The 21714-nt window shown below is 55.1% G+C and carries 21 protein-coding genes; 9 read left to right on the top strand and 12 right to left on the bottom strand.

Features of this window, described 5'->3' with window-relative positions:
• Positions 1 to 24: 24 nt before the first annotated feature.
• Positions 25 to 2280, bottom strand: a complete 2256-nt coding sequence (locus C1J05_RS20615; protein ID WP_114871906.1) for an NADP-dependent malic enzyme — start codon at positions 2278 to 2280, stop codon at positions 25 to 27.
• A 152-nt stretch (positions 2281 to 2432) separates the two neighbouring features.
• On the opposite strand from C1J05_RS20615, the gene mutS reads away from it, so the two are divergent.
• Positions 2433 to 5048 (top strand): DNA mismatch repair protein MutS, encoded by a 2616-nt coding sequence (gene mutS / locus C1J05_RS20620; RefSeq protein WP_114871907.1) that lies wholly within the window; start codon positions 2433 to 2435, stop codon positions 5046 to 5048.
• A 66-nt stretch (positions 5049 to 5114) separates the two neighbouring features.
• Here mutS and C1J05_RS20625 read toward each other — a convergent pair whose 3' ends face one another.
• The gene (locus C1J05_RS20625) at positions 5115 to 5678 is read right to left on the bottom strand and encodes a nucleotide exchange factor GrpE (RefSeq protein WP_114871908.1); all 564 of its coding nucleotides are present in this window, start codon (positions 5676 to 5678) and stop codon (positions 5115 to 5117) included.
• A 9-nt stretch (positions 5679 to 5687) separates the two neighbouring features.
• Positions 5688 to 6752, bottom strand: a complete 1065-nt coding sequence (hrcA, locus tag C1J05_RS20630; protein WP_114871909.1) for a heat-inducible transcriptional repressor HrcA — start codon at positions 6750 to 6752, stop codon at positions 5688 to 5690.
• A gap of 113 nt (positions 6753 to 6865) precedes the next feature.
• Here hrcA and rph point away from each other — a divergent pair, with 113 nt between their 5' ends.
• Genes rph through hemW form a run of 3 tightly spaced genes read left to right on the top strand, consistent with a single transcriptional unit; the run spans position 6866 to position 9337 of the window.
• A complete protein-coding gene (gene rph / locus C1J05_RS20635; protein ID WP_114872492.1) occupies positions 6866 to 7579 on the top strand; it encodes a ribonuclease PH in 714 nt (237 codons plus the stop codon).
• Complete coding sequence (gene rdgB / locus C1J05_RS20640; protein WP_114871910.1) at positions 7576 to 8187, top strand: RdgB/HAM1 family non-canonical purine NTP pyrophosphatase; 612 nt, start codon at positions 7576 to 7578, stop codon at positions 8185 to 8187. The genes rph and rdgB overlap by 4 nt, the downstream gene beginning before the upstream one ends.
• Positions 8180 to 9337 (top strand): radical SAM family heme chaperone HemW, encoded by a 1158-nt coding sequence (gene hemW, locus C1J05_RS20645; RefSeq protein WP_114872493.1) that lies wholly within the window; start codon positions 8180 to 8182, stop codon positions 9335 to 9337. The genes rdgB and hemW overlap by 8 nt, the downstream gene beginning before the upstream one ends.
• On the opposite strand, the gene C1J05_RS20650 is transcribed toward hemW, so the two are convergent.
• From C1J05_RS20650 to C1J05_RS20680, 7 genes are all read right to left on the bottom strand, one after another.
• Entirely contained in the window at positions 9334 to 10239 is a 906-nt protein-coding gene (locus C1J05_RS20650; RefSeq protein WP_114871911.1) for a ParB/RepB/Spo0J family partition protein, read from the bottom strand. The genes hemW and C1J05_RS20650 overlap by 4 nt on opposite strands.
• Positions 10240 to 10256: 17 nt before the next feature.
• Positions 10257 to 11066, bottom strand: coding sequence for a ParA family protein (locus C1J05_RS20655; protein WP_114871912.1), 810 nt, complete (start codon positions 11064 to 11066; stop codon positions 10257 to 10259).
• Positions 11059 to 11679 (bottom strand): 16S rRNA (guanine(527)-N(7))-methyltransferase RsmG, encoded by a 621-nt coding sequence (rsmG, locus tag C1J05_RS20660; protein WP_114871913.1) that lies wholly within the window; start codon positions 11677 to 11679, stop codon positions 11059 to 11061. The genes C1J05_RS20655 and rsmG overlap by 8 nt, the downstream gene beginning before the upstream one ends.
• The gene (gene mnmG / locus C1J05_RS20665) at positions 11676 to 13556 is read right to left on the bottom strand and encodes a tRNA uridine-5-carboxymethylaminomethyl(34) synthesis enzyme MnmG (protein WP_205389007.1); all 1881 of its coding nucleotides are present in this window, start codon (positions 13554 to 13556) and stop codon (positions 11676 to 11678) included. Before mnmG ends, rsmG begins: the two co-directional genes overlap by 4 nt.
• A 4-nt stretch (positions 13557 to 13560) precedes the next feature.
• The gene (gene mnmE, locus C1J05_RS20670) at positions 13561 to 14847 is read right to left on the bottom strand and encodes a tRNA uridine-5-carboxymethylaminomethyl(34) synthesis GTPase MnmE (RefSeq protein WP_114871914.1); all 1287 of its coding nucleotides are present in this window, start codon (positions 14845 to 14847) and stop codon (positions 13561 to 13563) included.
• A 29-nt stretch (positions 14848 to 14876) separates the two neighbouring features.
• Complete coding sequence (gene rho, locus C1J05_RS20675; protein ID WP_114871915.1) at positions 14877 to 16178, bottom strand: transcription termination factor Rho; 1302 nt, start codon at positions 16176 to 16178, stop codon at positions 14877 to 14879.
• Between the two features lie 124 nt (positions 16179 to 16302).
• Complete coding sequence (locus C1J05_RS20680; protein ID WP_205389313.1) at positions 16303 to 16752, bottom strand: CopD family protein; 450 nt, start codon at positions 16750 to 16752, stop codon at positions 16303 to 16305.
• 417 nt (positions 16753 to 17169) lie between these two features.
• Here C1J05_RS20680 and C1J05_RS20685 point away from each other — a divergent pair, with 417 nt between their 5' ends.
• Genes C1J05_RS20685 through dnaQ form a run of 4 tightly spaced genes read left to right on the top strand, consistent with a single transcriptional unit; the run spans position 17170 to position 19871 of the window.
• Positions 17170 to 17769, top strand: coding sequence for a Maf family protein (locus tag C1J05_RS20685; RefSeq protein WP_114872496.1), 600 nt, complete (start codon positions 17170 to 17172; stop codon positions 17767 to 17769).
• Positions 17766 to 18599 (top strand): shikimate dehydrogenase, encoded by an 834-nt coding sequence (locus tag C1J05_RS20690; protein ID WP_114871916.1) that lies wholly within the window; start codon positions 17766 to 17768, stop codon positions 18597 to 18599. The genes C1J05_RS20685 and C1J05_RS20690 overlap by 4 nt, the downstream gene beginning before the upstream one ends.
• Positions 18596 to 19189, top strand: a complete 594-nt coding sequence (gene coaE, locus C1J05_RS20695) for a dephospho-CoA kinase (protein WP_114871917.1) — start codon at positions 18596 to 18598, stop codon at positions 19187 to 19189. Before C1J05_RS20690 ends, coaE begins: the two co-directional genes overlap by 4 nt.
• On the top strand, positions 19182 to 19871 hold the full coding sequence (gene dnaQ / locus C1J05_RS20700; RefSeq protein ID WP_114871918.1) for a DNA polymerase III subunit epsilon: 690 nt from the start codon (positions 19182 to 19184) through the stop codon (positions 19869 to 19871). The genes coaE and dnaQ overlap by 8 nt, the downstream gene beginning before the upstream one ends.
• Here dnaQ and secB read toward each other — a convergent pair.
• Positions 19868 to 20374 (bottom strand): protein-export chaperone SecB, encoded by a 507-nt coding sequence (secB, locus tag C1J05_RS20705; RefSeq protein WP_114871919.1) that lies wholly within the window; start codon positions 20372 to 20374, stop codon positions 19868 to 19870. The genes dnaQ and secB overlap by 4 nt on opposite strands.
• Before the next feature lie 54 nt (positions 20375 to 20428).
• Positions 20429 to 20923, bottom strand: a complete 495-nt coding sequence (locus tag C1J05_RS20710; RefSeq protein WP_114871920.1) for an FxsA family protein — start codon at positions 20921 to 20923, stop codon at positions 20429 to 20431.
• Between the two features lie 106 nt (positions 20924 to 21029).
• On the opposite strand from C1J05_RS20710, the gene C1J05_RS20715 reads away from it, so the two are divergent.
• Entirely contained in the window at positions 21030 to 21689 is a 660-nt protein-coding gene (locus C1J05_RS20715) for a Tim44/TimA family putative adaptor protein (protein WP_114871921.1), read from the top strand.
• Positions 21690 to 21714: the final 25 nt, after the last annotated feature.

Raw genomic sequence — 21714 nt, forward strand, 5'->3', positions numbered from 1 at the left:
TCCCCTTTTCGCCAGCAAGCTGCGCTAGCCGACTTTGCACGCTGCCAGAACCGCCATATTCAGAATATCGTTCGCCGTCGAATTGGAACCGCAAATCTGGATCGATTCGCCAACCCCGCTTAGAATCGGGCCAATGACCGTTGCACCGCCCATTTCCTGCATCAGCTTGACCGAAATGCTGGCCGAATGGCGCGCCGGAACGACCAGAATGTTGGCTGGTCCCGTCAGACGGGAAAACGGGTATTGGGCCTGGGTTGCCGTATTCAGCGCAACATCAACCGTCATTTCGCCTTCATATTCGAAATCAACCCCGCGGCGGTCCAGCACCTTGGGCGCCAGATGCATCTTGTGCGCACGTTCTGATACCGGATACCCGAACGTCGAAAAGCTGACGAATGCAACACGCGGGTCAAGCCCCATGTGCCGCGCGACAGCGGCACTGCGTTCAGCTATTGTTGCCAGATCTTCCTCGTCCGGCCATTCGTGCACAAGCGTATCGGCAATCAGCACGATGCGGCCCTTGTGCAGCAAAGCGGTAACGCCCGCAGCGCCGTGTGCCGCATCGGCATCAAATACCGAATTGATCCTGTCCAGAATATGCGACGACTTGCGCGTCGCCCCGGTTACAAGCCCGTCGCCGTGCCCATGCGCCAGCATGAGGGCAGAAAAAACATGCCGGTCGCGCGCGGCCAGTCGGTGGATATCCTGCCGGTCATGCCCTTTGCGTTGAAGACGGTTGTAAAGGAATTCCTTGTAGGTCTCGAGATGCGGAGTGATCGCCGCATTCACGACTTCCAGTTCCTGAACGGCATCGCCCAGACCGCTGGCTTCCAGCTTAGCTTTCACATCGTAATCGCGCCCAACGACCAGCGCCTGCCCCAGACCCGATCGCTGATACATGACAGCAGCGCGCAAAACCCTTGGGTCGTCACCTTCCGCAAAAATCATCCGCGCCTGCGCCGCACGTGCACGCGCATTCAGACCGCGAAGAATGCTGGCCGTCGGATCCATACGCGATTTAAGCGAAAGTTCGTAAGCATCCATATCGATAATCGGACGGCGCGCAGCGCCTGTGTTCATTCCCGCGCGCGCAACAGCTGTAGGGATGCGGTGAATCAAACGCGGATCAAATGGCGTGGGAATGATGTAATCACGCCCGAAGCTCAGATTGCGGCCATATGCCAGCGCAACCTCATCAGGGACATCTTCTCTGGCAAGCTCTGCCAATGCCTGCGCGCAGGCAATCTTCATCTCGTCATTGATCGCACGCGCGTGAATGTCCAGAGCGCCGCGAAACAGATACGGAAAGCCAAGCACGTTGTTGACCTGGTTGGGATAGTCACTGCGCCCGGTCGCAACAATCGCGTCTTCGCGCACGGCATGTGCTTCTTCGGGCGTAATTTCCGGATCGGGGTTTGCCATTGCGAAAATCACCGGATTATCCGCCATGTTTGCCACCATTTCAGGTGTCACGGCCCCCTTGGCAGACACGCCCAGAAAGACATCCGCGCCTTTCATGGCGTCATCCAGCGATCGCAGATCCGTTTTCACCGCATGGGCAGATTTCCACTGGTTCATACCTTCGGACCGGCCCTGGTAGATCACGCCTTTGGTGTCGCACATGATGCAGTTCTCATGCCGGGCCCCCATGGATTTCAACAGCTCAAGGCACGCGATACCCGCAGCCCCCGCACCGTTCAGAACAATCCGCACATCTTCGATTTTCTTGTTCGACAGGTGCAGCGCGTTGATCAGGCCGGCAGCACAGATCACCGCCGTTCCGTGCTGGTCGTCATGGAACACCGGAATGTCCATTTCTTCCTTCAGCCGTTGTTCAATGATGAAACACTCTGGCGCCTTGATGTCCTCAAGGTTGATCCCGCCAAAGGTGGGACCCATCAACTTGACCGCTGCACAGAACGCATCCGGATCTTCGGTGTCCAGCTCGATATCGATGCTGTTGACGTCCGCAAAACGCTTGAACAGCACCGCCTTGCCTTCCATCACCGGCTTGGAGGCCAGTGCGCCCAGATTGCCCAGACCCAAAACTGCCGTCCCGTTGGAAATGACAGCAACCAGATTGCCCTTGTTCGTATAGTCATAGGCGGTTTCAGGGGCGGCTGCGATAGCCTCGCAAGGCACCGCAACGCCAGGAGAATACGCAAGCGACAAATCGCGTTGCGTTGTCATCGGGACAGTTGCGGTGATTTCGAATTTTCCGGGCGTTGGCTCCAGATGAAAGGCAAGCGCCTCTTCTGCTGTCACTTTGTTCTTGGACATTTCGGGTTCTTTCCTGCTGCGGGCTTGGGCGTCTTACCCCAGTGGCGCGCGCGCCTCAATCAGATTGCGTTTTCGCCTTTCGCCCGATGAACGGCCTTTGTAAGGTTCGCCACGGCCAAGTGTGGGGAAATCGCGTGTCAACGACAACGCCTATGATGGCGCAATATCTGGGCATCAAGCAGGCGCACAAGGACGCGCTGCTGTTCTATCGCATGGGTGATTTCTACGAAATGTTCTTTGACGATGCTGTCGCGGCATCGCAAGCGCTGGATATCGCGCTGACCAAGCGTGGCAAACACGACGATCAGGATATTCCGATGTGCGGTGTCCCTGTCCATGCCGCCGAAGGATATCTGCTGACACTGATCCGCAAAGGATTTCGCGTCGCCGTCTGCGAACAGATGGAAAGCCCGGCAGAGGCCAAGAAGCGCGGTCACAAATCTGTTGTCAAACGGGATGTTGTGCGTCTGGTCACGCCGGGCACGCTGACCGAGGACTCATTGCTTGAGGCGCGCCGCCACAATTATCTGGCCGCCTATGCGGAAATCCGCGACATTGCTGCCTTGGCGTGGGTCGATATTTCAACCGGCGCCTTTCACGTCATGCCGTTGAATCCCGCGCGGCTGGGCCCTGAACTGGCACGGCTGGCCCCCGCAGAACTGGTTGTGTCAGAATCAAAAGAGGCCGATTTATACGGTTTAGTCTCTGATTTCGGGATTGCCCTGACAGCCCTTGCGCGCGCCACATTCGACAGCGCAGGCGCGCAGAAACAGATATGTGACGTGTTTGGCATCGCCACGCTGGACGCATTCGGCACATTTGACCGCGCAGAAATCGCGGCAATGGGCGCAATTGTTCAGTATCTGGACATGACCCAAAAGGGCAAACTTCCGCTTTTGGCAAAACCCGTACGGGAAACGACGGACCGCACAGTGCAGATTGATGCGGCGACCCGCAGAAATCTGGAACTGACGCACGCCTTGTCGGGCGGGCGCGCCGGATCGCTTTTGTCTGTCATTGATCGCACGGTCACACCGGGTGGTGCGCGCCTGCTGGAACGAAGGCTGTCAAGCCCGTCAAGATCGCTTTCAGAGATTCAGCGCAGGCTGGACGCCATCGATTTCGGGTTAGCCCATCGCCCGCTGTTTCGCGACATTTGCGAACACTTGCGCAAAGCGCCGGATCTGGATCGGGCGCTGTCACGCGTATCACTGGATCGTGCCGGACCCCGCGATCTGGCGGCAATCCGCGACGGATTGATTGCCGCGCAGGCGATTGCCGGCCTGCTACCCCCAACGGATGCGCCGGATCTGCTGGCCACCGCTGCGAAAGATCTTGTCGGACAGGATGAACTTATCGCCCTGCTTGACAATGCGCTGGTTGCAGATCCCCCGCTACTTGCGCGTGATGGTGGGTTTATCACGTCCGGCTATGATCCCGATCTTGATCAGGCCCGCACCCTGCGCGATCAGGGCCGTTCCGTTATTGCGGCTTTGCAGCAGGATTATGTTTCGGCAACAGGCATTCCTTCGCTGAAGATCAAACATAACAACGTGTTGGGGTATTTCATCGAAACCACGTCGGCACATGCTGACAAGATGTTGTCGCCACCGCTTTCGGAAAGCTTCATACATCGCCAGACAACGGCCAATCAGGTCAGGTTCACAACGGTCGCCCTGTCGGAAATGGAAACCAGGATCCTGAACGCGGGCAGTCACGCCCTGGAGATTGAAAAGCGTCTCTATCAAAGCCTTAGTCAGGCCGTTTTGGCCAAGGCTGCAGCCATCAACACGGCCGCGCGCGGGTTGGCAGAGATCGATCTTGCCGCAGCGCTGGCGGATCTGGCGCTGGGTGAAGACTGGTGCCGACCACAAATAGATGACAGCCGGTCCTTTTCAATCACTGGCGGGCGCCACCCGGTTGTCGAACGGGCCTTGCGCACGCAGGGCGGCGCGCCCTTTGTTGCCAATAATTGCAATTTGTCGGGTGGCGATACGTCGAACATCTGGCTTCTGACCGGCCCCAATATGGCCGGGAAGTCCACGTTCCTGCGCCAGAACGCGTTGATTGCGCTGCTGGCGCAAATGGGCAGCTATGTGCCTGCCGCTTCGGCGCATATCGGTATGATCAGCCAGTTGTTCAGTCGCGTCGGCGCATCCGATGATCTGGCCCGCGGGCGATCGACATTCATGGTCGAAATGGTGGAAACGGCAGCGATCCTCAATCAATCCGATGATCGCGCGCTGGTTATACTTGATGAAATCGGTCGTGGTACATCAACTTATGACGGGCTGTCGATTGCCTGGGCCACGCTGGAACACCTGCACGACGTCAACAAATGCCGCGCGCTGTTTGCAACCCATTACCATGAACTGACGGCCCTTTCCGCAAATCTGGCCGGAGTCGAAAATGCGACCGTCACGGTCAAGGAATGGGAAGGCGAAGTTATCTTCCTGCACGAAGTCAAACGTGGCGCTGCCGACAGGTCTTATGGGGTTCAGGTCGCACAACTGGCCGGCCTGCCCGTGTCTGTCGTTGCACGCGCCCGGGTTGTGCTTGACGCGCTGGAAAAAGGCGAACGTACAGGTGGACCGACGCAGAAGGCATTGATTGACGATCTTCCGCTGTTTTCAGCCACGCCACCACCGCCGCCCGTTCAAAAATCGTCCGAACTTGAAGAGACGCTGTCAGACATCCACCCTGACGAGTTGTCGCCCCGAGAAGCATTGCAGATTCTCTATAAACTGAAAGAGGCGTCACAGTCCTGACTGCAACGCCCCGCTTTCATCTTTTCAAAAATACTTCCGCCGGAGGCTCCGATAAATCTGCGCCACTTACCCTGCCGGGGTCGATGACACACCAACCTGCGCCGGGCGCAGCAAACGGTCGTGCAGCATGAACCCTTCGGCCGCCACCTGAATGATGTCACCCGCCTTGGTTCCGGGAACAGGGGCCTCGAACATGGCCTGATGATTTTGCGGGTCAAACCTGTCACCGACCTGCGGCGAAATCAGTTCGATTCCGTGCTTTTTGAAAACATTCAAAAGCTCGCGCATCGTCAGCTCCACACCTTCCAGAAGCGCCGCGGAAACCTCGCGCTGATCGTCCGTCGCCGCTTCCAGCGCGCGCTTCATGTTGTCGTAAACCGGCAGCATATCCCGTGCCAGTTTTGATCCGCCGTATTGCTCCGCTTCACGCCGGTCTTTTTCAGACCGTTTGCGGGAATTTTCGGCATCAGCCAGCGCGCGCATGAACCGGTCACGAAACGCATCCCGCTCCGCTCTCAATGTGTCGATTTCCAATGCCTCGTCGTCAATTTCCAGCATCTCGTCGGCATATTCTTCTGCCTCTGCCGTATCAATATCGTCAAGAAAGTCTTCGTTTTTCGGCTCTGCCATTTTTCACCTCTAACTCCGGTCGGAAATCAGTTTTCCCACCAGTTGCGCCGTGTAATCCACAATCGGCACAATACGTCCATAGTTCAGTCTGGTCGGTCCGATTACCCCGACCGCACCAATTATCTTTCGGTCTGCGTTCATATATGGGGAAACCACCAAAGAGGAACCCGAAAGTGAAAAAAGTTTGTTCTCAGAGCCAATAAAAATGCGCACACCCTCACCGCTTTCGGCGCCTTCCAGAAAATCGGCTATATCGCGCTTGCGCTCAAGATCGTCGAACAGTGTGCGAATCCGCTCAAGGTCCGCCTCTTCTTCCTCTCGGGCAAGAAGATTGGCGCGACCCCTTACAATCAAGCGCTCGCTGCGTTCACCTTCGTTTTCCCAAAGGGCAACGCCGCTTTCCACCAGCGCGCGCGCGAGAACGTCAATCTCCTGTCGCCGCTCTGCGATTTCGTGGCGCATGACTGTGGAAAAATCGCTCAGCGTCTTGCCTTCAATCAACGAGTTCAGGAAATTCGCGGCTTCCCGCATTGAACTGGGGGTCTGTCCTGGTGGGGGCGCAAATATCCTGTTTTCGACATGACCGTCCGCAAAGACAAGCACCACAAGCGCTCGATCCTGGCCCAGCGACACGAATTCAATATGCCGAATCGGGGCCTCGTGCTTTGGCGTCAGAACAAGGGATGCGCCCTGTGTAACACCTGACAGCGCAGACCCGACACGATCCAGCAACCCGGCAACGTCGGGTGAGTTTCCCCCCATCGTCGCATCGATTTTCTGGCGGTCCGCCTGATCAAGATCGCCGACTTCCAGCAATCCATCCACAAACATCCGCAAGCCCAGTTGCGTCGGAACCCGACCGGCGCTGATATGCGGGCTGTTCAGAAGGCCCAGATACTCCAGATCCTGCATGACGTTGCGGATCGTAGCCGCGCTGACCTTTTCGCTTAACGTGCGCGTCAGCGTCCGGCTTCCAACAGGGTCGCCGCTGGCCAGATAGCCTTCTACGACCTGTCGAAACACCTCTCGGGACCGGTCATTCAGTTCGTCCAGCAACTGTGTACTTTCAGACATTCTTACTTCCTTGAATGGGCTGCCATTAAAACGGGCCCGGACGAAACGTCAATCGGGGTTGCATCTGCGTTGGCTGGGGCGGTATCCCGATGGAACCCAAAAAGGATTACAAAATGCGCCCCTCTGGTAGAAATTTAAGCGAAATGCGTGCCGTTTCAATCGAAACCGGTGTTACAAAACACGCCGAAGGCTCTTGTCTGATCAAAATGGGTGACACCCATGTTCTGTGCACAGCCACAATCGAAGACCGCGTACCGCCTTTTATCAAGGGATCCGGACTGGGGTGGGTCACGGCCGAATACGGAATGCTGCCGCGCGCCACAAACACCCGCATGCGCCGCGAGGCCGCTTCCGGGAAACAAAGCGGGCGCACTGTTGAAATCCAGCGCCTGATCGGGCGGTCATTGCGCGCCGGTGTAGATCGCGTTGCCCTGGGTGAACGGCAGATCACAATTGATTGTGATGTTATCCAGGCAGATGGCGGAACCCGCTGTGCATCAATCACAGGGGGGTGGGTTGCTCTTAAACTGGCAGTCAACAAACTGATGAAAATCGGCGATGTTACCAGTGATCCGTTGATTGATCCTGTGGCCGCGATCAGTTGCGGTATTTACGCGGGACAGCCGGTTCTTGATCTTGATTATCCCGAAGATTCAGAAGCCGGTGTCGATGGAAACTTTATCATGACAGGATCGGGCCAGTTGATCGAAGTCCAGATGAGCGCGGAAGGCTCGACCTACTCGCGCGATCAGATGAATGCCCTGATGGATCTGGCGGAAAAAGGCGTGTCGGAACTTGTCGCGCTGCAAAAATCTGCTGCCGCATGACGCGTAAATTCACCGACAAAACGCTTTTGGTTGCGACCCACAATCAGGGAAAGCTGGAAGAAATCGCCGCTTTGCTTGCCCCTTTTGACGTGTCCGTTGTCGGGGCCGCTGAAATGAATCTGGCAGAGCCTGATGAAACGGAGGCGACTTTCGTCGGCAATGCCCGTATCAAGGCGCACGCCGCAGCGCGCGCAACCGGCTTACCTGCTTTGGCAGATGACAGCGGAATCGAGATCGAGGCGCTGGGTAACGCGCCCGGCGTCTACACCGCAGATTGGGCCGAAACACCTTCGGGCCGCGATTTTGTCATGGCCATGACCCGTACACATAACGAGCTTGAAGCCGTCAACGCACCCTACCCGCGAAAAGCACGGTTTTGCTGCACTCTGGTTCTTGCATGGCCGGATGGTCACGATGAAGTGTTTCCCGGCGTAATGCCGGGTCAGGTGGTCTGGCCGATGCGGGGCAACCAAGGCCACGGATATGATCCGATATTTGTACCGGACGGGTATGATGTGACATTCGGCGAAATGGACCGGTGGGAGAAAAACAAGATCAGCCATCGGGCCGACGCGTTCAAAAAACTTGTCGCAGGCTGTTTTGACTGAAGACTGGCAACAGGGCGGTTTCGGCCTTTACGTGCATTGGCCCTATTGCGAGGCAAAATGCCCGTATTGCGACTTCAACAGCCATGTCTCGCGTAACATCGATCAAAAGGCGTGGGCGCGGGCGTATCAAAAGGAACTGGAACGGATCGCAACCGAATTGCCCGGCCGTGTCCTGAACACCATTTTTTTTGGCGGCGGCACACCCAGCCTGATGAATCCCGATACTGTTGCCGGTATTATCGAAACAGCACGCAAGTTCTGGCCAACTTCAAATAATCTGGAAGTCACGCTTGAGGCCAACCCCGGCTCGGTAGAGGCGGGTCGTTTCACGGCATTCCGCGATGGCGGCGTAAACCGGATTTCAATGGGTATTCAGGCCTTGAACGATCTGGATCTGAAAAGACTGGGCCGCATCCATACAGTTGCCGACGCTCGCGCAGCCTTTGATATCGCGCACCAGACCTTTGAGCGGGTCAGTTTTGATCTGATCTACGCACGACAGGATCAGACCCTGACAGATTGGGAACAGGAATTGACCCTGGCGCTGTCCATGGCCGTCGATCATCTTTCCCTGTACCAGCTGACGATCGAAGACGGCACCGCCTTTGGCGATCGGTATGCCGTTGGAAAATTGCGGGGCCTGCCCGATGAAACCCTTGCGGCCGACATGTTCCAGATCACTCAGGACATTTGCGAAGCGCACGGCCTCCCGGCTTACGAAGTGTCCAATCACGCACGCCCCGGCTCTGAATCACTCCATAACCTGATTTACTGGCGCTACGGTGATTACGCCGGCATCGGTCCGGGCGCGCATGGGCGCATAACGCTAGGCGGTCAGCGTTTGGCTACAGAAAGCTGGAGCAATCCGCAGAAATGGCTGGAGTCTGTTGACCGGGGAACCGGTGAAAAAACCCGCGATCTGATCTCTCTTGAAGATCAGGCCAGCGAATATCTGATGATGGCACTGCGCATCCGGTCCGGCCTTGATGTTGATCGTTATACGGCCCTTGCCGGGCATCCACCCGATGCTGAATCACGTTCATCTCTTGTTCATCTTGGCATGATTGCCGACACGGGATCAAATATTTCCATTACAAAACAAGGACTTATGGTTCTAAACGCGGTAATCCGTGAACTTTTGCCCACCTAACGGGCGCTTAGAATCCGGCAAATTTCATCCAGATCGTCCAAAGACTTGTACGAAATCACCACATCACCCATTTCGCTGTCTGCCTTGTGATTAACCGCCACGTTCATTCCAAGTGCCGCAGACAGATCCCCTTCAAGCGCTTTGGTGTCTGCGTCTTTTTCCGCCGATCCGGAAACCTTGGGTGGTTTCGGCTTCGACCCGTCAGCGTCTTTTGTGTTGGCTTTTTTCACCAGGGCTTCTGTCTGGCGCACCGACAGCTGGCCTTTTACGATCTGTGCGGCCAGCCTCGATGGCTCGGCCGCCATAATCAATGCGCGCGCATGCCCCGCCGAAAGAGAGCCGCCCCGGACAAGATCCAGAACATCATCAGGCAACTGCAAAAGCCGCATCAGGTTCGCAATATGGCTTCTGCTTTTTCCCAGCGCCTCTGCCAGCTTTTCCTGAGTATGTCCGAATTTATCCATAAGCTGCCGAAAAGCCGCCGCCTCTTCGATTGGGTTAAGATCAGCGCGCTGGATGTTTTCGATAATTGCGACTTCCAGAACCTCGACATCATCAAAATCGCGAACCAGAACGGGCAATTCGTGCAGTTTTGCCAGTTGCGCAGCGCGCCAGCGACGTTCACCAGCAACGATTTCATAGTTGCCGCCGCCCTGTTGGCGCACGATCAGCGGCTGGATAACTCCCTTTTCGGAAATTGATGCGGCCAAATCATTCAGATCATCTTCGGAAAAACGGCGGCGCGGCTGGTTCGGATTGGGCACAATCCGTTCAATCGGAACAAACAGCTCCGGGCGGCGCGGCTGTTCGGGTGCATCTCCGTCAGGTTGCGCAGACACGTCCGCCATAAGCGCAGACAGCCCCCGGCCCAGGCCCCTTCTTTTGTTTTTTTCATCTGCCATATTCCTGCCTCCGGAGTTTACGCTGCAACGCTTGCATGTTTTTTCAAGATTTCCCGCGCCAAGGCACGATACGCTTCGGCACCCTTGGATGTCGTATCGTAGTTCAACACCGGCACAGCATAGGATGGTGCCTCGCTTACCCTGACATTTCGCGGGATTTTGGTGGAAAACACCAGATCGCCCAGATTATCGCGTGCGTCCTGTTCGACCTGTTGCGACAGATTATTTCGGCGATCATACATTGTCAGAACGATCCCTTCGATCCGCAAATTCGCATTTGCCGTCTGGCGGACCTCGCGCACAGAAAGCATCAATTGCGAAAGCCCTTCCAGCGCAAAAAATTCCGCCTGCAAAGGAACCAGAACAGAATGCGCGGCCACCATTGCATTAACCGTCAACAGGTTGAGCGATGGCGGACAATCGATCAGGATAAAATCAAATGCAAATGCATCCATGGCTGTCTGGCGCAAGGCATCATGCAACAAAAAGCTGCGCTTTTCATTCGCCATCAGGTCTAAATCAGCCGAACTGAGGTCTACCGTTGCTGGAATCACATACAGACCCTCATTCGATGTTGTTTGAATAATCTCATTCAAATCAACATCTTCCAGCAAAAGCTCGTATGTTGTCAGGTCTCGGTCATCCACATCAATCCCCAGCCCGGTTGATGCGTTTCCCTGCGGGTCCAGATCAACAACCAGAACACGGCAGCCTTTTTCAACAAGGGCCGCAGCCAGGTTGATTGTCGTCGTTGTCTTTCCGACACCGCCTTTCTGGTTGGCAACTGCGATTATTTTCGGACCTGCCGGACGGGTTGGATCAAACACGCAATGCTCCCTTGATTTTCAGAATGACGGCTCCGGATTCCGTTATACTTTTAATCGCCTCACACTCAAATGACCATCTGGATCGTGCGGTTTCGACTTCTTTTTCCCACGTCTGCCCCTTTGGGAACAGGGCCGTGCCACTTTCTGCAAGATGGCGCTCTGTGTACTCCAACAGCTGGTCCAGATCGGCAAGCGCGCGCGCTGACAGCGTGTTTGCATTCTGCTTCGCGGCACTTTCCACGCGCTCGGTCAGAACGGTCGCGTTCACGCCGGTTTCGCGGATCACAGTGCGCAGGAATGCCGATTTCCTTTGATCGCTTTCGATCAGGGTAAACAGTGTAGCGGGTGATTTTTCGCTTGCGATACACGCGACGACCAGTCCGGGAAAGCCCCCGCCACTCCCAAGATCAACCCAATGCCCAACTTCTCCGGACAGCGCGAACATTTGAGCGGAATCAAGCATATGCCGCGTCCACATCTCGGAAAGACTGGCCCGCGAGACGAGGTTAATTTTGGGATTCCACTTTTCCAACAGATTGGCGTAGCAACGTAGTTTATCGGATGTTTCACGTGAAACATTCAACTCCTGCAAGACCCGGTCCTGATCTGTCATAGGGCGCGCTTTGCCCGATCAACCTGACGGATCTTGGCCAGCACCAACGCCAGTGCGGCCGGTGTCATCCCGTCAATCCGGGCGGCCTGCGCAAGGTTTGTCGGCCGCGCCTGTTGTAATTTGGCCTTGAGTTCATTTGACAATCCGCTGATGCCCTCAAAGCTCATATCGGGCGGAAGCTTTTGATTTTCATCACGTTTCAGCGCCTCAACATCCCGTTCTTGCCGCAGGATATAATGCGCATACAAAGCGTCCCGCTCCAACTGTACCCTTGTCGGGATATCCAGATCTGACAGTTCTGGGATCAACGCCTCCAGATCTTTGCAACCGACATTGGGGAAGGCCAGAATATCAAAGCCGGTCCTCTTCGAACCGTCCTCTTTTACGGTCAGGCCAGCCTTGTTTGCTTCCTTCGGCGTAAATGTCCGCGCAGAAAGCACCATTCTTCCCCGATCAAGTTTGTCCATTTTTGTGTTGAACGCCGCATTCCGCCGGTCCGACACGCATCCAAGTGCCTGCGCAACAGGTGTCAGCCTTTGGTCCGCATTGTCTGCGCGCAAAGAAAGCCGGAATTCCGCCCGCGATGTAAACATGCGATAGGGCTCTGACACACCACGGCTTGTCAGATCATCGATCATCACACCGATATAGCTGTCAGAACGGCTGAAAACAGTCGGCTCTTTGCCAGTCACTTCAAGCGCCGCATTCAGGCCTGCGACTAGCCCCTGCGCTGCAGCTTCTTCATATCCTGTTGTGCCGTTGATCTGTCCGGCCAGATATAGCCCCTCGACATCCTTGAGAGACAGACGCGGCGTCAACGCCCGGGGATCGATATAATCGTATTCGATGGCATAGCCCGGCTGCAGAATGACGGCCTGTTCCAGGCCAAAGATCGAACGCACATATGCTTCCTGAACATCCTGGGGCAGCGAAGTTGAAATGCCGTTCGGATAAACGGTTGGATCATCTACACCTTCAGGTTCAAGGAATATCTGATGCGATTCCTTATCTGCAAAGCGAACGATCTTGTCCTCGATAGACGGGCAGTATCTTGGCCCGATCCCGTCGATATGCCCGCCATACATCGCAGAACGATCAAGGTTTTCACGAATGATTTCATGCGTTTGTGCGTTTGTGTGCGTGATCCCGCAAGACACCTGCGCCGCCTCGGGTCGGTCAGACAGGAAAGAGAACATCGTCGGGTCTTCATCGCCCGGTTGCATTTCAAGCGCGTCCCACCGGATCGTCCGACCATCCAGCCGCGGCGGAGTACCCGTTTTTAGCCGGCCCATCGAAAGTCCGAATGAATCAATCCTTTCGGCCAGCTTTACAGACGGCTTGTCGCCCATTCGCCCACCCGGGCGCGAAACGTTCCCGATATGAATGACGCCGCGCAAAAATGTTCCAGTCGTCAGAATGACCGCGCCACATGAAATCTGGCTGCCGTCATCAAGCACGACGCCACAAACACGGTTGCCCTGCATCACGAAATCAACAATCTCGCCGATCAGGATAGAAAGGTTTTCCCAGCTTTCAGTTTCCTGCAACATCGCTGTCTGGTAAATCTTGCGGTCCGCTTGCGCGCGCGGCCCCTGCACCGCTGGCCCCTTGCGCCGGTTCAGCAGCCGAAACTGGATGCCTGCCCGGTCCGCAACGCGGCCCATAACACCATCCATTGCATCGATTTCGCGTACAAGATGACCTTTTCCTAGCCCGCCAATGGCAGGATTACAGGACATTACGCCAATACCGATTCGTGTCAGCGTAACGAGCGCGGTTCTTACGCCCATACGCGCAGCAGCATGGGCGGCCTCGGCGCCTGCGTGCCCTCCGCCAATCACGATTACATCAAAATCCGAATGTTTCACGTGAAACATCCCCTCATTTACCAAGACAGAAGCTGGCAAAGATTTCATCCAGCAGGTTTTCTACATCGACATGCCCGACAAGAGATTCAAGGGCTCGAATCGCCGATCGCAACTCCTCTGCGGCAATATCATATTGATCACTGCCCTGTCCCAGAACTTCTTGCGCCTTGGCCAACCCCGCATTTGCTCTTTCCATCGCTATTCGGTGCCGTTCGCGGGTTGCGATCCCGGCCTGCGCCGTTCTGGTTGATAGGGTGCTCGTCAAGCGCGTCACCAGTTCGGAAATCCCCTCGCCCGTCTTACCCGAAACAGCATCGGTTCGGTCAAACAACATGTCGGCCTTGGGTCGAAGAACGATATCTTCCGGTTTGATCGAGATCCCCAAATCTTCTGAAGTCTCGCCCAGAAAAACCCTGATATCAGCCAGATCAGCGCGCTGGACCGCCCTCGAAATTCCGATACCTTCGACAAAGTCATCTGTTTCCCGCAAGCCAGCGGTATCAAGAAGCGTCACAGGCAGCCCGCCCAGTTCCATCCGAACTTCGATAACATCTCGCGTGGTGCCGGCATATTCTGAAGTAATCGCCGCATCCCGTCCGGCCAACGCATTCAGCAACGTGGACTTACCAACATTCGGGGCGCCAACAATAGCCACCTCGAACCCGGAGCGAATGCGTTCGTTGATCTGGACCCCGACAATTTCCTTTTCCATGTCGGTCTGCACAGAAGTCAGCAGCGCGCTCACCTCCGGCGTCACGTCGGTAGGAACGTCTTCATCGGCAAAGTCTATTGTCGCTTCCAGCAATGCGGCAGCGCGGATCAGTTTCTGGCGCCAGTCCTGCGCCAGTCGGCCCAGTTCGCCCGACAGGACACGCTGCGCCTGCCGTCTTTGCGCTTCTGAATCCGCATCAATAAGATCGGCCAGGCCTTCGACCTGCGCCAGATCAAGCCGCCCGTTTTCCAAAGCGCGCCGGGTGAATTCCCCCGGCTCGGCCATACGCAGCCCCGGTTGCTGTGACAGAAGCCGCAGCACGGCAGATGTAACCGCGACGCTGCCGTGCACTTGAAGCTCTACCACATCTTCGCCGGTAAAGCTGGCCGGCCCCTGAAAGCACAGAACCAAAGCAGTATCGATCAAATTTCCTTGGCTGTCGCGCACATCACGCAAAGCCGTATGCCTTGGTTCAGGCAAAGATCCACATAAAAGCGTACCTGCCTGATGCGCCAAAGGCCCCGATATCCGGACAACAGCAACGCCCGCCTTACCGGGCGCCGTTGCCAGGGCAAAAATTGTATCCATCAGCTTAACACACTGTTATTAAACAGTTATTACGTGTTCATCGAGTCAAAGAACTCTGAGTTTGACTTGGTTTGCTTCAGTTTCGAAAGCAGAAATTCGATCGCATCTGTCGTTCCCATCGGGTTCAGGATACGACGCAGCACAAAAGTTTTCTGCAAGTCTACCTTATCGACAAGCAGTTCTTCTTTTCGGGTTCCCGATTTCAAAATGTCGATCGCAGGGAATACGCGTTTGTCAGCAATCTTGCGATCCAGAACAATTTCAGAGTTACCGGTACCCTTGAATTCCTCAAAGATAACTTCATCCATGCGCGAGCCAGTATCAATCAGTGCGGTGGCAATGATTGTAAGCGATCCGCCCTCTTCAATGTTGCGGGCCGCACCGAAAAACCGTTTCGGTCGTTGCAGCGCATTGGCATCCACACCACCGGTCAGAACCTTGCCCGATGACGGAACAACCGTGTTGAACGCACGCCCCAGACGGGTAATCGAATCCAGCAGGATAACTACGTCGCGCTTGTGTTCGACCAGACGCTTTGCCTTTTCGATCACCATTTCGGATACCGCAACATGTCGTGTCGCTGGTTCATCAAATGTCGAAGACACCACCTCGCCCTTCACAGAGCGTTGCATATCGGTGACCTCTTCAGGCCGCTCATCGATCAGCAGAACGATCAGATAGCACTCCGGATGGTTCTTTTCGATCGAGTTGGCAATATTCTGCAAGATCACCGTTTTACCCGTTCTTGGCGGAGCAACAATCAATGATCGCTGGCCTTTCCCGATCGGCGCAACCAGATCGATGATCCGCGCTGTACGATCCTTGATCGTCGGGTCTTCGATTTCCATTGTCAGACGCTCGTCCGGGTAGAGCGGCGTCAGGTTGTCGAACGCGATCTTGTGCCGGGCCTTTTCGGGGTCTTCGAAATTGATCCGCGTCACATTGGTCAGCGCAAAATAGCGCTCGTTGTCGCCCGGCGCGCTCATCACGCCTTCGATTGTATCACCGGTGCGCAAGGAGTGCTGACGTATCATATCAGGGGACACATAGATATCATCCGGACCCGGCAAATAGTTCGCCTCGGGCGACCGCAGAAAACCAAACCCGTCTTGCAAAACCTCCAGCACGCCATCGCCGGAAATTTCCCATCCCTCATCCGCGCGTTCGCGCAGGATCTGGAACATCATGTCGCCTTTGCGCATGGTCGATGCATTTTCGATCTCAAGCTCTTCCGCCATCGAAAGAAGGTCTTTGGGTGTTTTTGCCTTCAGATCGGCAAGGTTAAGCGTTTCTGGTGTTTCGTCGGAAACAGGATCAACAACATCTGTCATTATAAACAGTCCTTAAGTCGCACCACTTTCGTGAGCGCAAAGATGAAAATTCGGAAAGTACCGGTGCCCGGACGGGCTGGATTGCCTGCTGTGTAATCCGGCCAGCAAGATCTGTCAATTCTGGCTAGAATTTCACAACCACAGACAGGACAATCACAATCAGCAGGATTGTCGGAACTTCGTTCATGATCCGGTAGGTGCGGCCGGTTACAACATTCTTGCCTGCCACAAAATCCTTGCGGCGTAACGCCAGCCAATGATGAAACCATGTCATGGCCAGTACGGCGATTGCCTTGGTCCAGGGCCAGACCGATGACCAATCAACAATACCGGGCGTGAACACCAGACATAGACCGGCGATCCAGACGGCGAACATTGCCGGATTCATGATCAGCCTAAGCAGCTTGTATTCCATCATTTCAAACACTGGGGAAAGGCCGTCAACCTTGTCGGCCTGTTCAACGTGATGAACAAACAGTCTTGGAAGATAGAACAAACCTGCCATCCATGCGATCACTGCGATAATGTGAAAAGACTTTGTCCATGGGTAAAGGCTGGCCAGTAAATCTGTCATCATCAGTCCCGTTCTAAGCTTTGGCTTACTTAATAATAAATAAAGAAAAGAAAAAGGATGATGATTAAGTAGGGATCGCAAAACCTGTGGATCATATTCTTATCCCATGTTTCATCCTCAACGGGATAACTTTCTGCATGATACCAAGGCGTGGTGAGTGTCAGAGTATTATTATTATTTATCAGATGTTTATGAGAAAATTGCCAGCAGAAGCACTGTGGACGAATTTGGTATAACCGGTGGAAACCACATGCCACGCACAGAGATGCCGTTGTTCTTGTTCCATGCTTAACAAAACATGAAAGGATCCCTGAAAATCCGTCACTTGTTCGATCTATTGTCCGCGATGGGAATTTCCGGCAAACAGGCATGCAGCAAAACAAAGGCATCCCGACAGATGCAAACAGGGTTATCCACATGAACACCACGCTGGTGCTGGCATCAGGGTCCGAAATCAGGGCGCAATTGCTGAAAAATGCCGGAGTTTCGTTCGTTAAACAGGTGGCGCGCGTGGACGAAGATATGGTGCGACGGTCGCTAGAGGCCGAACTGGCCAGCCCACGCGACATCGCGGACGCGCTGGCAGAGATGAAAGCACGGAAAGTCAGCGAAAAACACACTGACGCGCTGGTTCTGGGGTGCGATCAGGTTTTGGATTTTCAGGGCACAATACTGGCCAAGCCCGACAGTCGGGATACGGCGCGCGCACAGCTCAAGATGATGCGGGGACAGCGGCATATGCTTTTGTCCGCGGCCGTGATTTATGAAAACGGTCGCCCGATCTGGCGACATGTCGGACAGGTTCGCATGTTGATGCGCCAAAGCAGCGATGCGTATATCGACGCATATGTTGACCGGAACTGGCAAAGCATTCGCCACGCGGTGGGGTGCTACAAACTGGAAGAAGAAGGCGTGCGTCTTTTCACCCGGGTTGATGGCGACTATTTTAATGTCCTGGGCCTGCCCCTGCTGGAGTTGCTGGCTTTTCTGATGTTGCGAGGGGACCTGGAACAATGACACATCCAAGAATTCCGCTGGCTGGCGTTATCGGCAGCCCGATCGCACATTCCCGATCACCTGCCCTGCACCAGTTCTGGCTCCGAAAATACGGTATTCCCGGGTTTTACATTCCCATGGACGTCGCGACAGATAACCTGGAACAGGTTATCAGAACCTTGCCAAAAATGGGATTTGTCGGTGTGAACGTTACAATACCGCACAAGGAAACCGTGATGAAAGTCGCTGATCTGGTGACAGACAGGGCAACGCTGATCGGTGCTGCAAACACTCTGATATTCAGAAAAGATGGAAAAATTCACGCCGATAACACCGATGGCTTCGGGTTTATCGAAAACCTGAAACAGGGCGCGCCGGCGTGGAACCCGAAATCGGGGCCAGCTGTGGTTCTGGGTGCAGGCGGGGCTGCGCGAGCAGTTGTTGCGTCTCTTGCCGATAGCGGTGTTCCGGAAATCCTGCTAACCAACCGAACCCGCGTTCGCGCTGAAAAACTACGCGATGATTTCGGAAAACGCGTGACTGTGGTGGATTGGGTGCAGGCGGGCAACCTTATGGAAGACGCGGCAATCGTCATCAATACCACGTCTCTTGGGATGATCGGAAAACCGGAATTGCGGGTTCCGCTGGATGGGTTGAGAAAGGGCACAGTGGTGACGGATCTGGTATACACCCCCTTGAAAACCAACCTGCTGACCGAGGCCGAAGCGGCGGGATGCATAACGGTGGATGGCCTGGGTATGTTGTTGTATCAGGCCGTGCCCGCGTTTGAACGCTGGTTTGGAAAGCGACCGGAGGTCGACAGCGAAACCAGAGCGGTCGTTCTGAAATGACGTTCCGGCTGGGTCTGACCGGATCAATCGGAACCGGAAAATCCACAACGGCAAAGCTGTTCGAAAAAGAAGGGTGCGCCGTCTGGGATGCAGATGCGGCTGTGCACCGGCTCTATGATGTGGGTGGCGATGCCGTGGACCCAATTGGGGCAGTGTTTCCTGATGCCATCAAGGACGGTGCGGTTTCCAGAGCCGCTTTGAAGCAGATTATCGAAAAAGACCCCGGCGCGCTGAAAAAGATCGAACAGATCGTGCATCCGCTTGTCGCGCAGGACCGCGCGGCCTTTCTGGCAAAATCGGATGCTGATGTGACGGTTTTTGATATTCCGCTTTTGTTTGAAAACGGGACAGATGCACAGATGGATGCGGTCGTTGTTGTTTCGATCGGGGCAAAGCAGCAGCGCGAAAGGGTCTTGCAGCGCGCGACCATGACGGAAGCCCAGTTCGAACATATCCTGTCCAAACAAATGCCGGATGCTGAAAAGCGCGCGCGTGCCGATTACGTTGTGATCACGGATACGGTTGAACATGCCGCCGCACAGGTGCACGATATTCTGAAAGACATACGGGGAAAACAGGCTGATGCGTGAAATCGTACTGGATACCGAAACCACAGGTTTTGATCCCGAAAGCGGGGACCGTATCGTGGAAATCGGGGCCGTTGAACTATTCAATCACGTCGCAACGGGCGCTACGTTTCACCAATATATTAATCCTGAACGTGCAATGCCGAATGAGGCCTTCGAAGTGCACGGTCTGGGCGACGATTTCTTGCGCGACAAGCCGGTTTTTGCGCTTATCGCCCAAGATTTTCTGGATTTCATCGGAGATGCCCAACTGGTTATTCACAACGCCGCTTTTGATATGAAATTTCTGAATGCAGAGCTTGGCTGGGTCAAAAAGCAGGCTCTGCCGTGGGAAAGGGCGATTGATACCCTTGCAATTGCCCGAAAGAAATTCCCCGGTTCACCGGCGTCGCTTGATGCCTTGTGCCGCCGGTTCAACATCGACAATTCGTCGCGCACACTGCACGGGGCGCTTCTTGATTCTGAAATTCTGGCCGAGGTTTATCTTGAACTGGTCGGCGGGCGGCAGCCTGATTTCGGCTTGAATACCGCAGCTTCGCAAACGGAGTCAGACGCATCAGAGCAGGTCTGGCGACCGACGGCGCGCCCGCATCGGCTTGCATCAAGGGTGACACCAGAAGAACGCGCCGCCCACGCAGAGTTTGTAAAGGCGCTGGGCGACGCGTGTTTGTGGTCGAAAGCTTAAGCGTCGGCTTTGGGCGCGGCCTCGGCCGCCTGACGGCGCGCGATTTCACTGCGATATAACTGCAGAAAATCGATGTTTTCCAGATTGAGGGGTGGGAAACCGCCATCCCGGGTCACATCGCTGACGACGCGCCGCAGGAAGGGGAAAATCATCCGCGGGCATTCGATCAAAAGATACGGGTGCATCTGATCTTCCGGAACGCCTTCGACGTGGAAAATGCCGACATAGTCGATTTCCAGCAGGAACAACTCCGCGCCGCTTTCCTTGGCCTTTGACGTGACATTCAGTTTGATCGAAACTTCAAACTGATGCTCGACGCCGCGTTTCTTGGCATCAAGGTTTACCTGAACCTGAATGTCCGGTTGTACATCGCCACTTACGCCCTTTTGGGCCATGATGTTTTCAAACGACAAATCGCGAATGAACTGGCCCAGAATACGCATTTGTACCTGCGGCGGTTGTGCTTGTTCGTCTTTTCCTGCGGTTGTGCCATTCTCGGCCATGATGATCTCCTGATAAACTGTTTGCCCGCGCCTTATCAGCTTGATCGGGCAGTCTCAATCCTTGGGTATACGTGTATTCTTCCGGTTGTCGGGCTGATCTGACGGGGTTTTGACCTCTTCGAATTCGCCATCGATCACGTCGCCGCCTGTTGAGTGGTCGCGCGGCCTTGGATGCGTGTCGCCGCCCATATCAAAGCTTTGTACTTTAATGTGCGATCTGAGAAACTGGTAAATCGCAGACCGTATGGGCGGAACCAGCAAAGAAAACCCCACCGCATCCGTAAAAAAACCAGGAGTCAGCAGCAATGCCCCGGCAAACAGGATCATGGCACCATGGGCCAAAGGCTCTGTCGGGTCCTGCATCTGCGAAAAAGAAGACCGCAACTGCCCCATCGCCATGAGCCCTTGGGTGCGTACAAGCCACGCCCCGAGAATTGCGGTAAAAACGACAATCGCAAGCGTCCAGCCAAGACCAATAGCACCGCCAATCTGGATAAACAGCGCGATCTCGACCAGTGGAATGGCTAAAAAGGCTAATAACAACCACATGATCGGCGTCCTTTCGACTTGGGCATAGTGGACTTGCCCCTATCGCTCACCTACATAAGAGCGACAGTTGTATGATACCATGCCTTTTGCGCAAAATGAGGTTCCTATGAATTCACCCATGATCCAGTTGCTGGTGCTTGCCGCTATCGCGGTATTTCTGATTCTGCGGTTGAAAAACGTGCTGGGAACCCGCGAAGGCTTTGAAGAGCCGCCGGTGCCCAAGGGCGGAACCGAAACAGGAGCCCGCCGGGATTTCGAAGTGATCGAAGGTGGGCCGGACAGGGATATCATTGATCATGTTCCCGAAGACAGCGATGCCGCGGCCGCCCTGGCAGAAATGAAGCGGATCGAGCCCTCTTTCGGGGTCAGTGATTTTCTTCAGGGCGCCCGCAGCGCCTATGAAATGATATTGATGGGCTACGAGCGCGGCGACCTTTCTGCGATTCAGCCGTTTCTGGCCGAAGATGTTTTCGAAATTTTTGTCGACGGTGTAAGCGCGCGGGAAGATCAGGGCCTGACCATTGAGGCCGAATTTGTCGGTGTGCGAGAGTTGACTCTGACAGACGCAACGCTTGATCCTGAAACCAACATGGCAGAACTGACAATCCGCTTTGTCGGAGAGCTGACTTCGGTTGTGCGGGACAAGGGTGGCGACATCGTGGAAGGCAGCCCGACGAAAGTGAAGCGTCAGAAAGACAATTGGACATTTGCGCGTGTCATGGGCACCGATGATCCCAACTGGCGCCTTGTCGACACGGACGCATGATTGGGGCGGTTCGTGCAATTGCAGT

The sequence above is a fragment of the Sulfitobacter sp. JL08 genome, assembly GCF_003352045.1.
In the GTDB taxonomy this organism is placed as follows: Bacteria; Pseudomonadota; Alphaproteobacteria; order Rhodobacterales; family Rhodobacteraceae; genus JL08.

What these genes read in the sequence shown, in the direction of transcription:
- C1J05_RS20715 (WP_114871921.1), top strand. Translation starts at nt 21,030, where the DNA reads ATGAATTCACCCATGATCCAGTTGCTGGTGCTTGCCGCTATCGCGGTA.
- secB (WP_114871919.1), bottom strand. Translation starts at nt 20,374, where the DNA reads ATGGCCGAGAATGGCACAACCGCAGGAAAAGACGAACAAGCACAACCG.
- mnmE (WP_114871914.1), bottom strand. Translation starts at nt 14,847, where the DNA reads ATGGATACAATTTTTGCCCTGGCAACGGCGCCCGGTAAGGCGGGCGTT.
- rph (WP_114872492.1), top strand. Translation starts at nt 6,866, where the DNA reads ATGCGCCCCTCTGGTAGAAATTTAAGCGAAATGCGTGCCGTTTCAATC.
- C1J05_RS20650 (WP_114871911.1), bottom strand. Translation starts at nt 10,239, where the DNA reads ATGGCAGATGAAAAAAACAAAAGAAGGGGCCTGGGCCGGGGGCTGTCT.
- C1J05_RS20615 (WP_114871906.1), bottom strand. Translation starts at nt 2,280, where the DNA reads ATGTCCAAGAACAAAGTGACAGCAGAAGAGGCGCTTGCCTTTCATCTG.
- mnmG (WP_205389007.1), bottom strand. Translation starts at nt 13,556, where the DNA reads ATGTTTCACGTGAAACATTCGGATTTTGATGTAATCGTGATTGGCGGA.
- rsmG (WP_114871913.1), bottom strand. Translation starts at nt 11,679, where the DNA reads ATGACAGATCAGGACCGGGTCTTGCAGGAGTTGAATGTTTCACGTGAA.
- C1J05_RS20685 (WP_114872496.1), top strand. Translation starts at nt 17,170, where the DNA reads ATGAACACCACGCTGGTGCTGGCATCAGGGTCCGAAATCAGGGCGCAA.
- mutS (WP_114871907.1), top strand. Translation starts at nt 2,433, where the DNA reads ATGATGGCGCAATATCTGGGCATCAAGCAGGCGCACAAGGACGCGCTG.
- coaE (WP_114871917.1), top strand. Translation starts at nt 18,596, where the DNA reads ATGACGTTCCGGCTGGGTCTGACCGGATCAATCGGAACCGGAAAATCC.
- C1J05_RS20625 (WP_114871908.1), bottom strand. Translation starts at nt 5,678, where the DNA reads ATGGCAGAGCCGAAAAACGAAGACTTTCTTGACGATATTGATACGGCA.
- rdgB (WP_114871910.1), top strand. Translation starts at nt 7,576, where the DNA reads ATGACGCGTAAATTCACCGACAAAACGCTTTTGGTTGCGACCCACAAT.
- C1J05_RS20680 (WP_205389313.1), bottom strand. Translation starts at nt 16,752, where the DNA reads ATGACAGATTTACTGGCCAGCCTTTACCCATGGACAAAGTCTTTTCAC.
- hrcA (WP_114871909.1), bottom strand. Translation starts at nt 6,752, where the DNA reads ATGTCTGAAAGTACACAGTTGCTGGACGAACTGAATGACCGGTCCCGA.
- dnaQ (WP_114871918.1), top strand. Translation starts at nt 19,182, where the DNA reads ATGCGTGAAATCGTACTGGATACCGAAACCACAGGTTTTGATCCCGAA.
- C1J05_RS20710 (WP_114871920.1), bottom strand. Translation starts at nt 20,923, where the DNA reads ATGTGGTTGTTATTAGCCTTTTTAGCCATTCCACTGGTCGAGATCGCG.
- rho (WP_114871915.1), bottom strand. Translation starts at nt 16,178, where the DNA reads ATGACAGATGTTGTTGATCCTGTTTCCGACGAAACACCAGAAACGCTT.
- C1J05_RS20690 (WP_114871916.1), top strand. Translation starts at nt 17,766, where the DNA reads ATGACACATCCAAGAATTCCGCTGGCTGGCGTTATCGGCAGCCCGATC.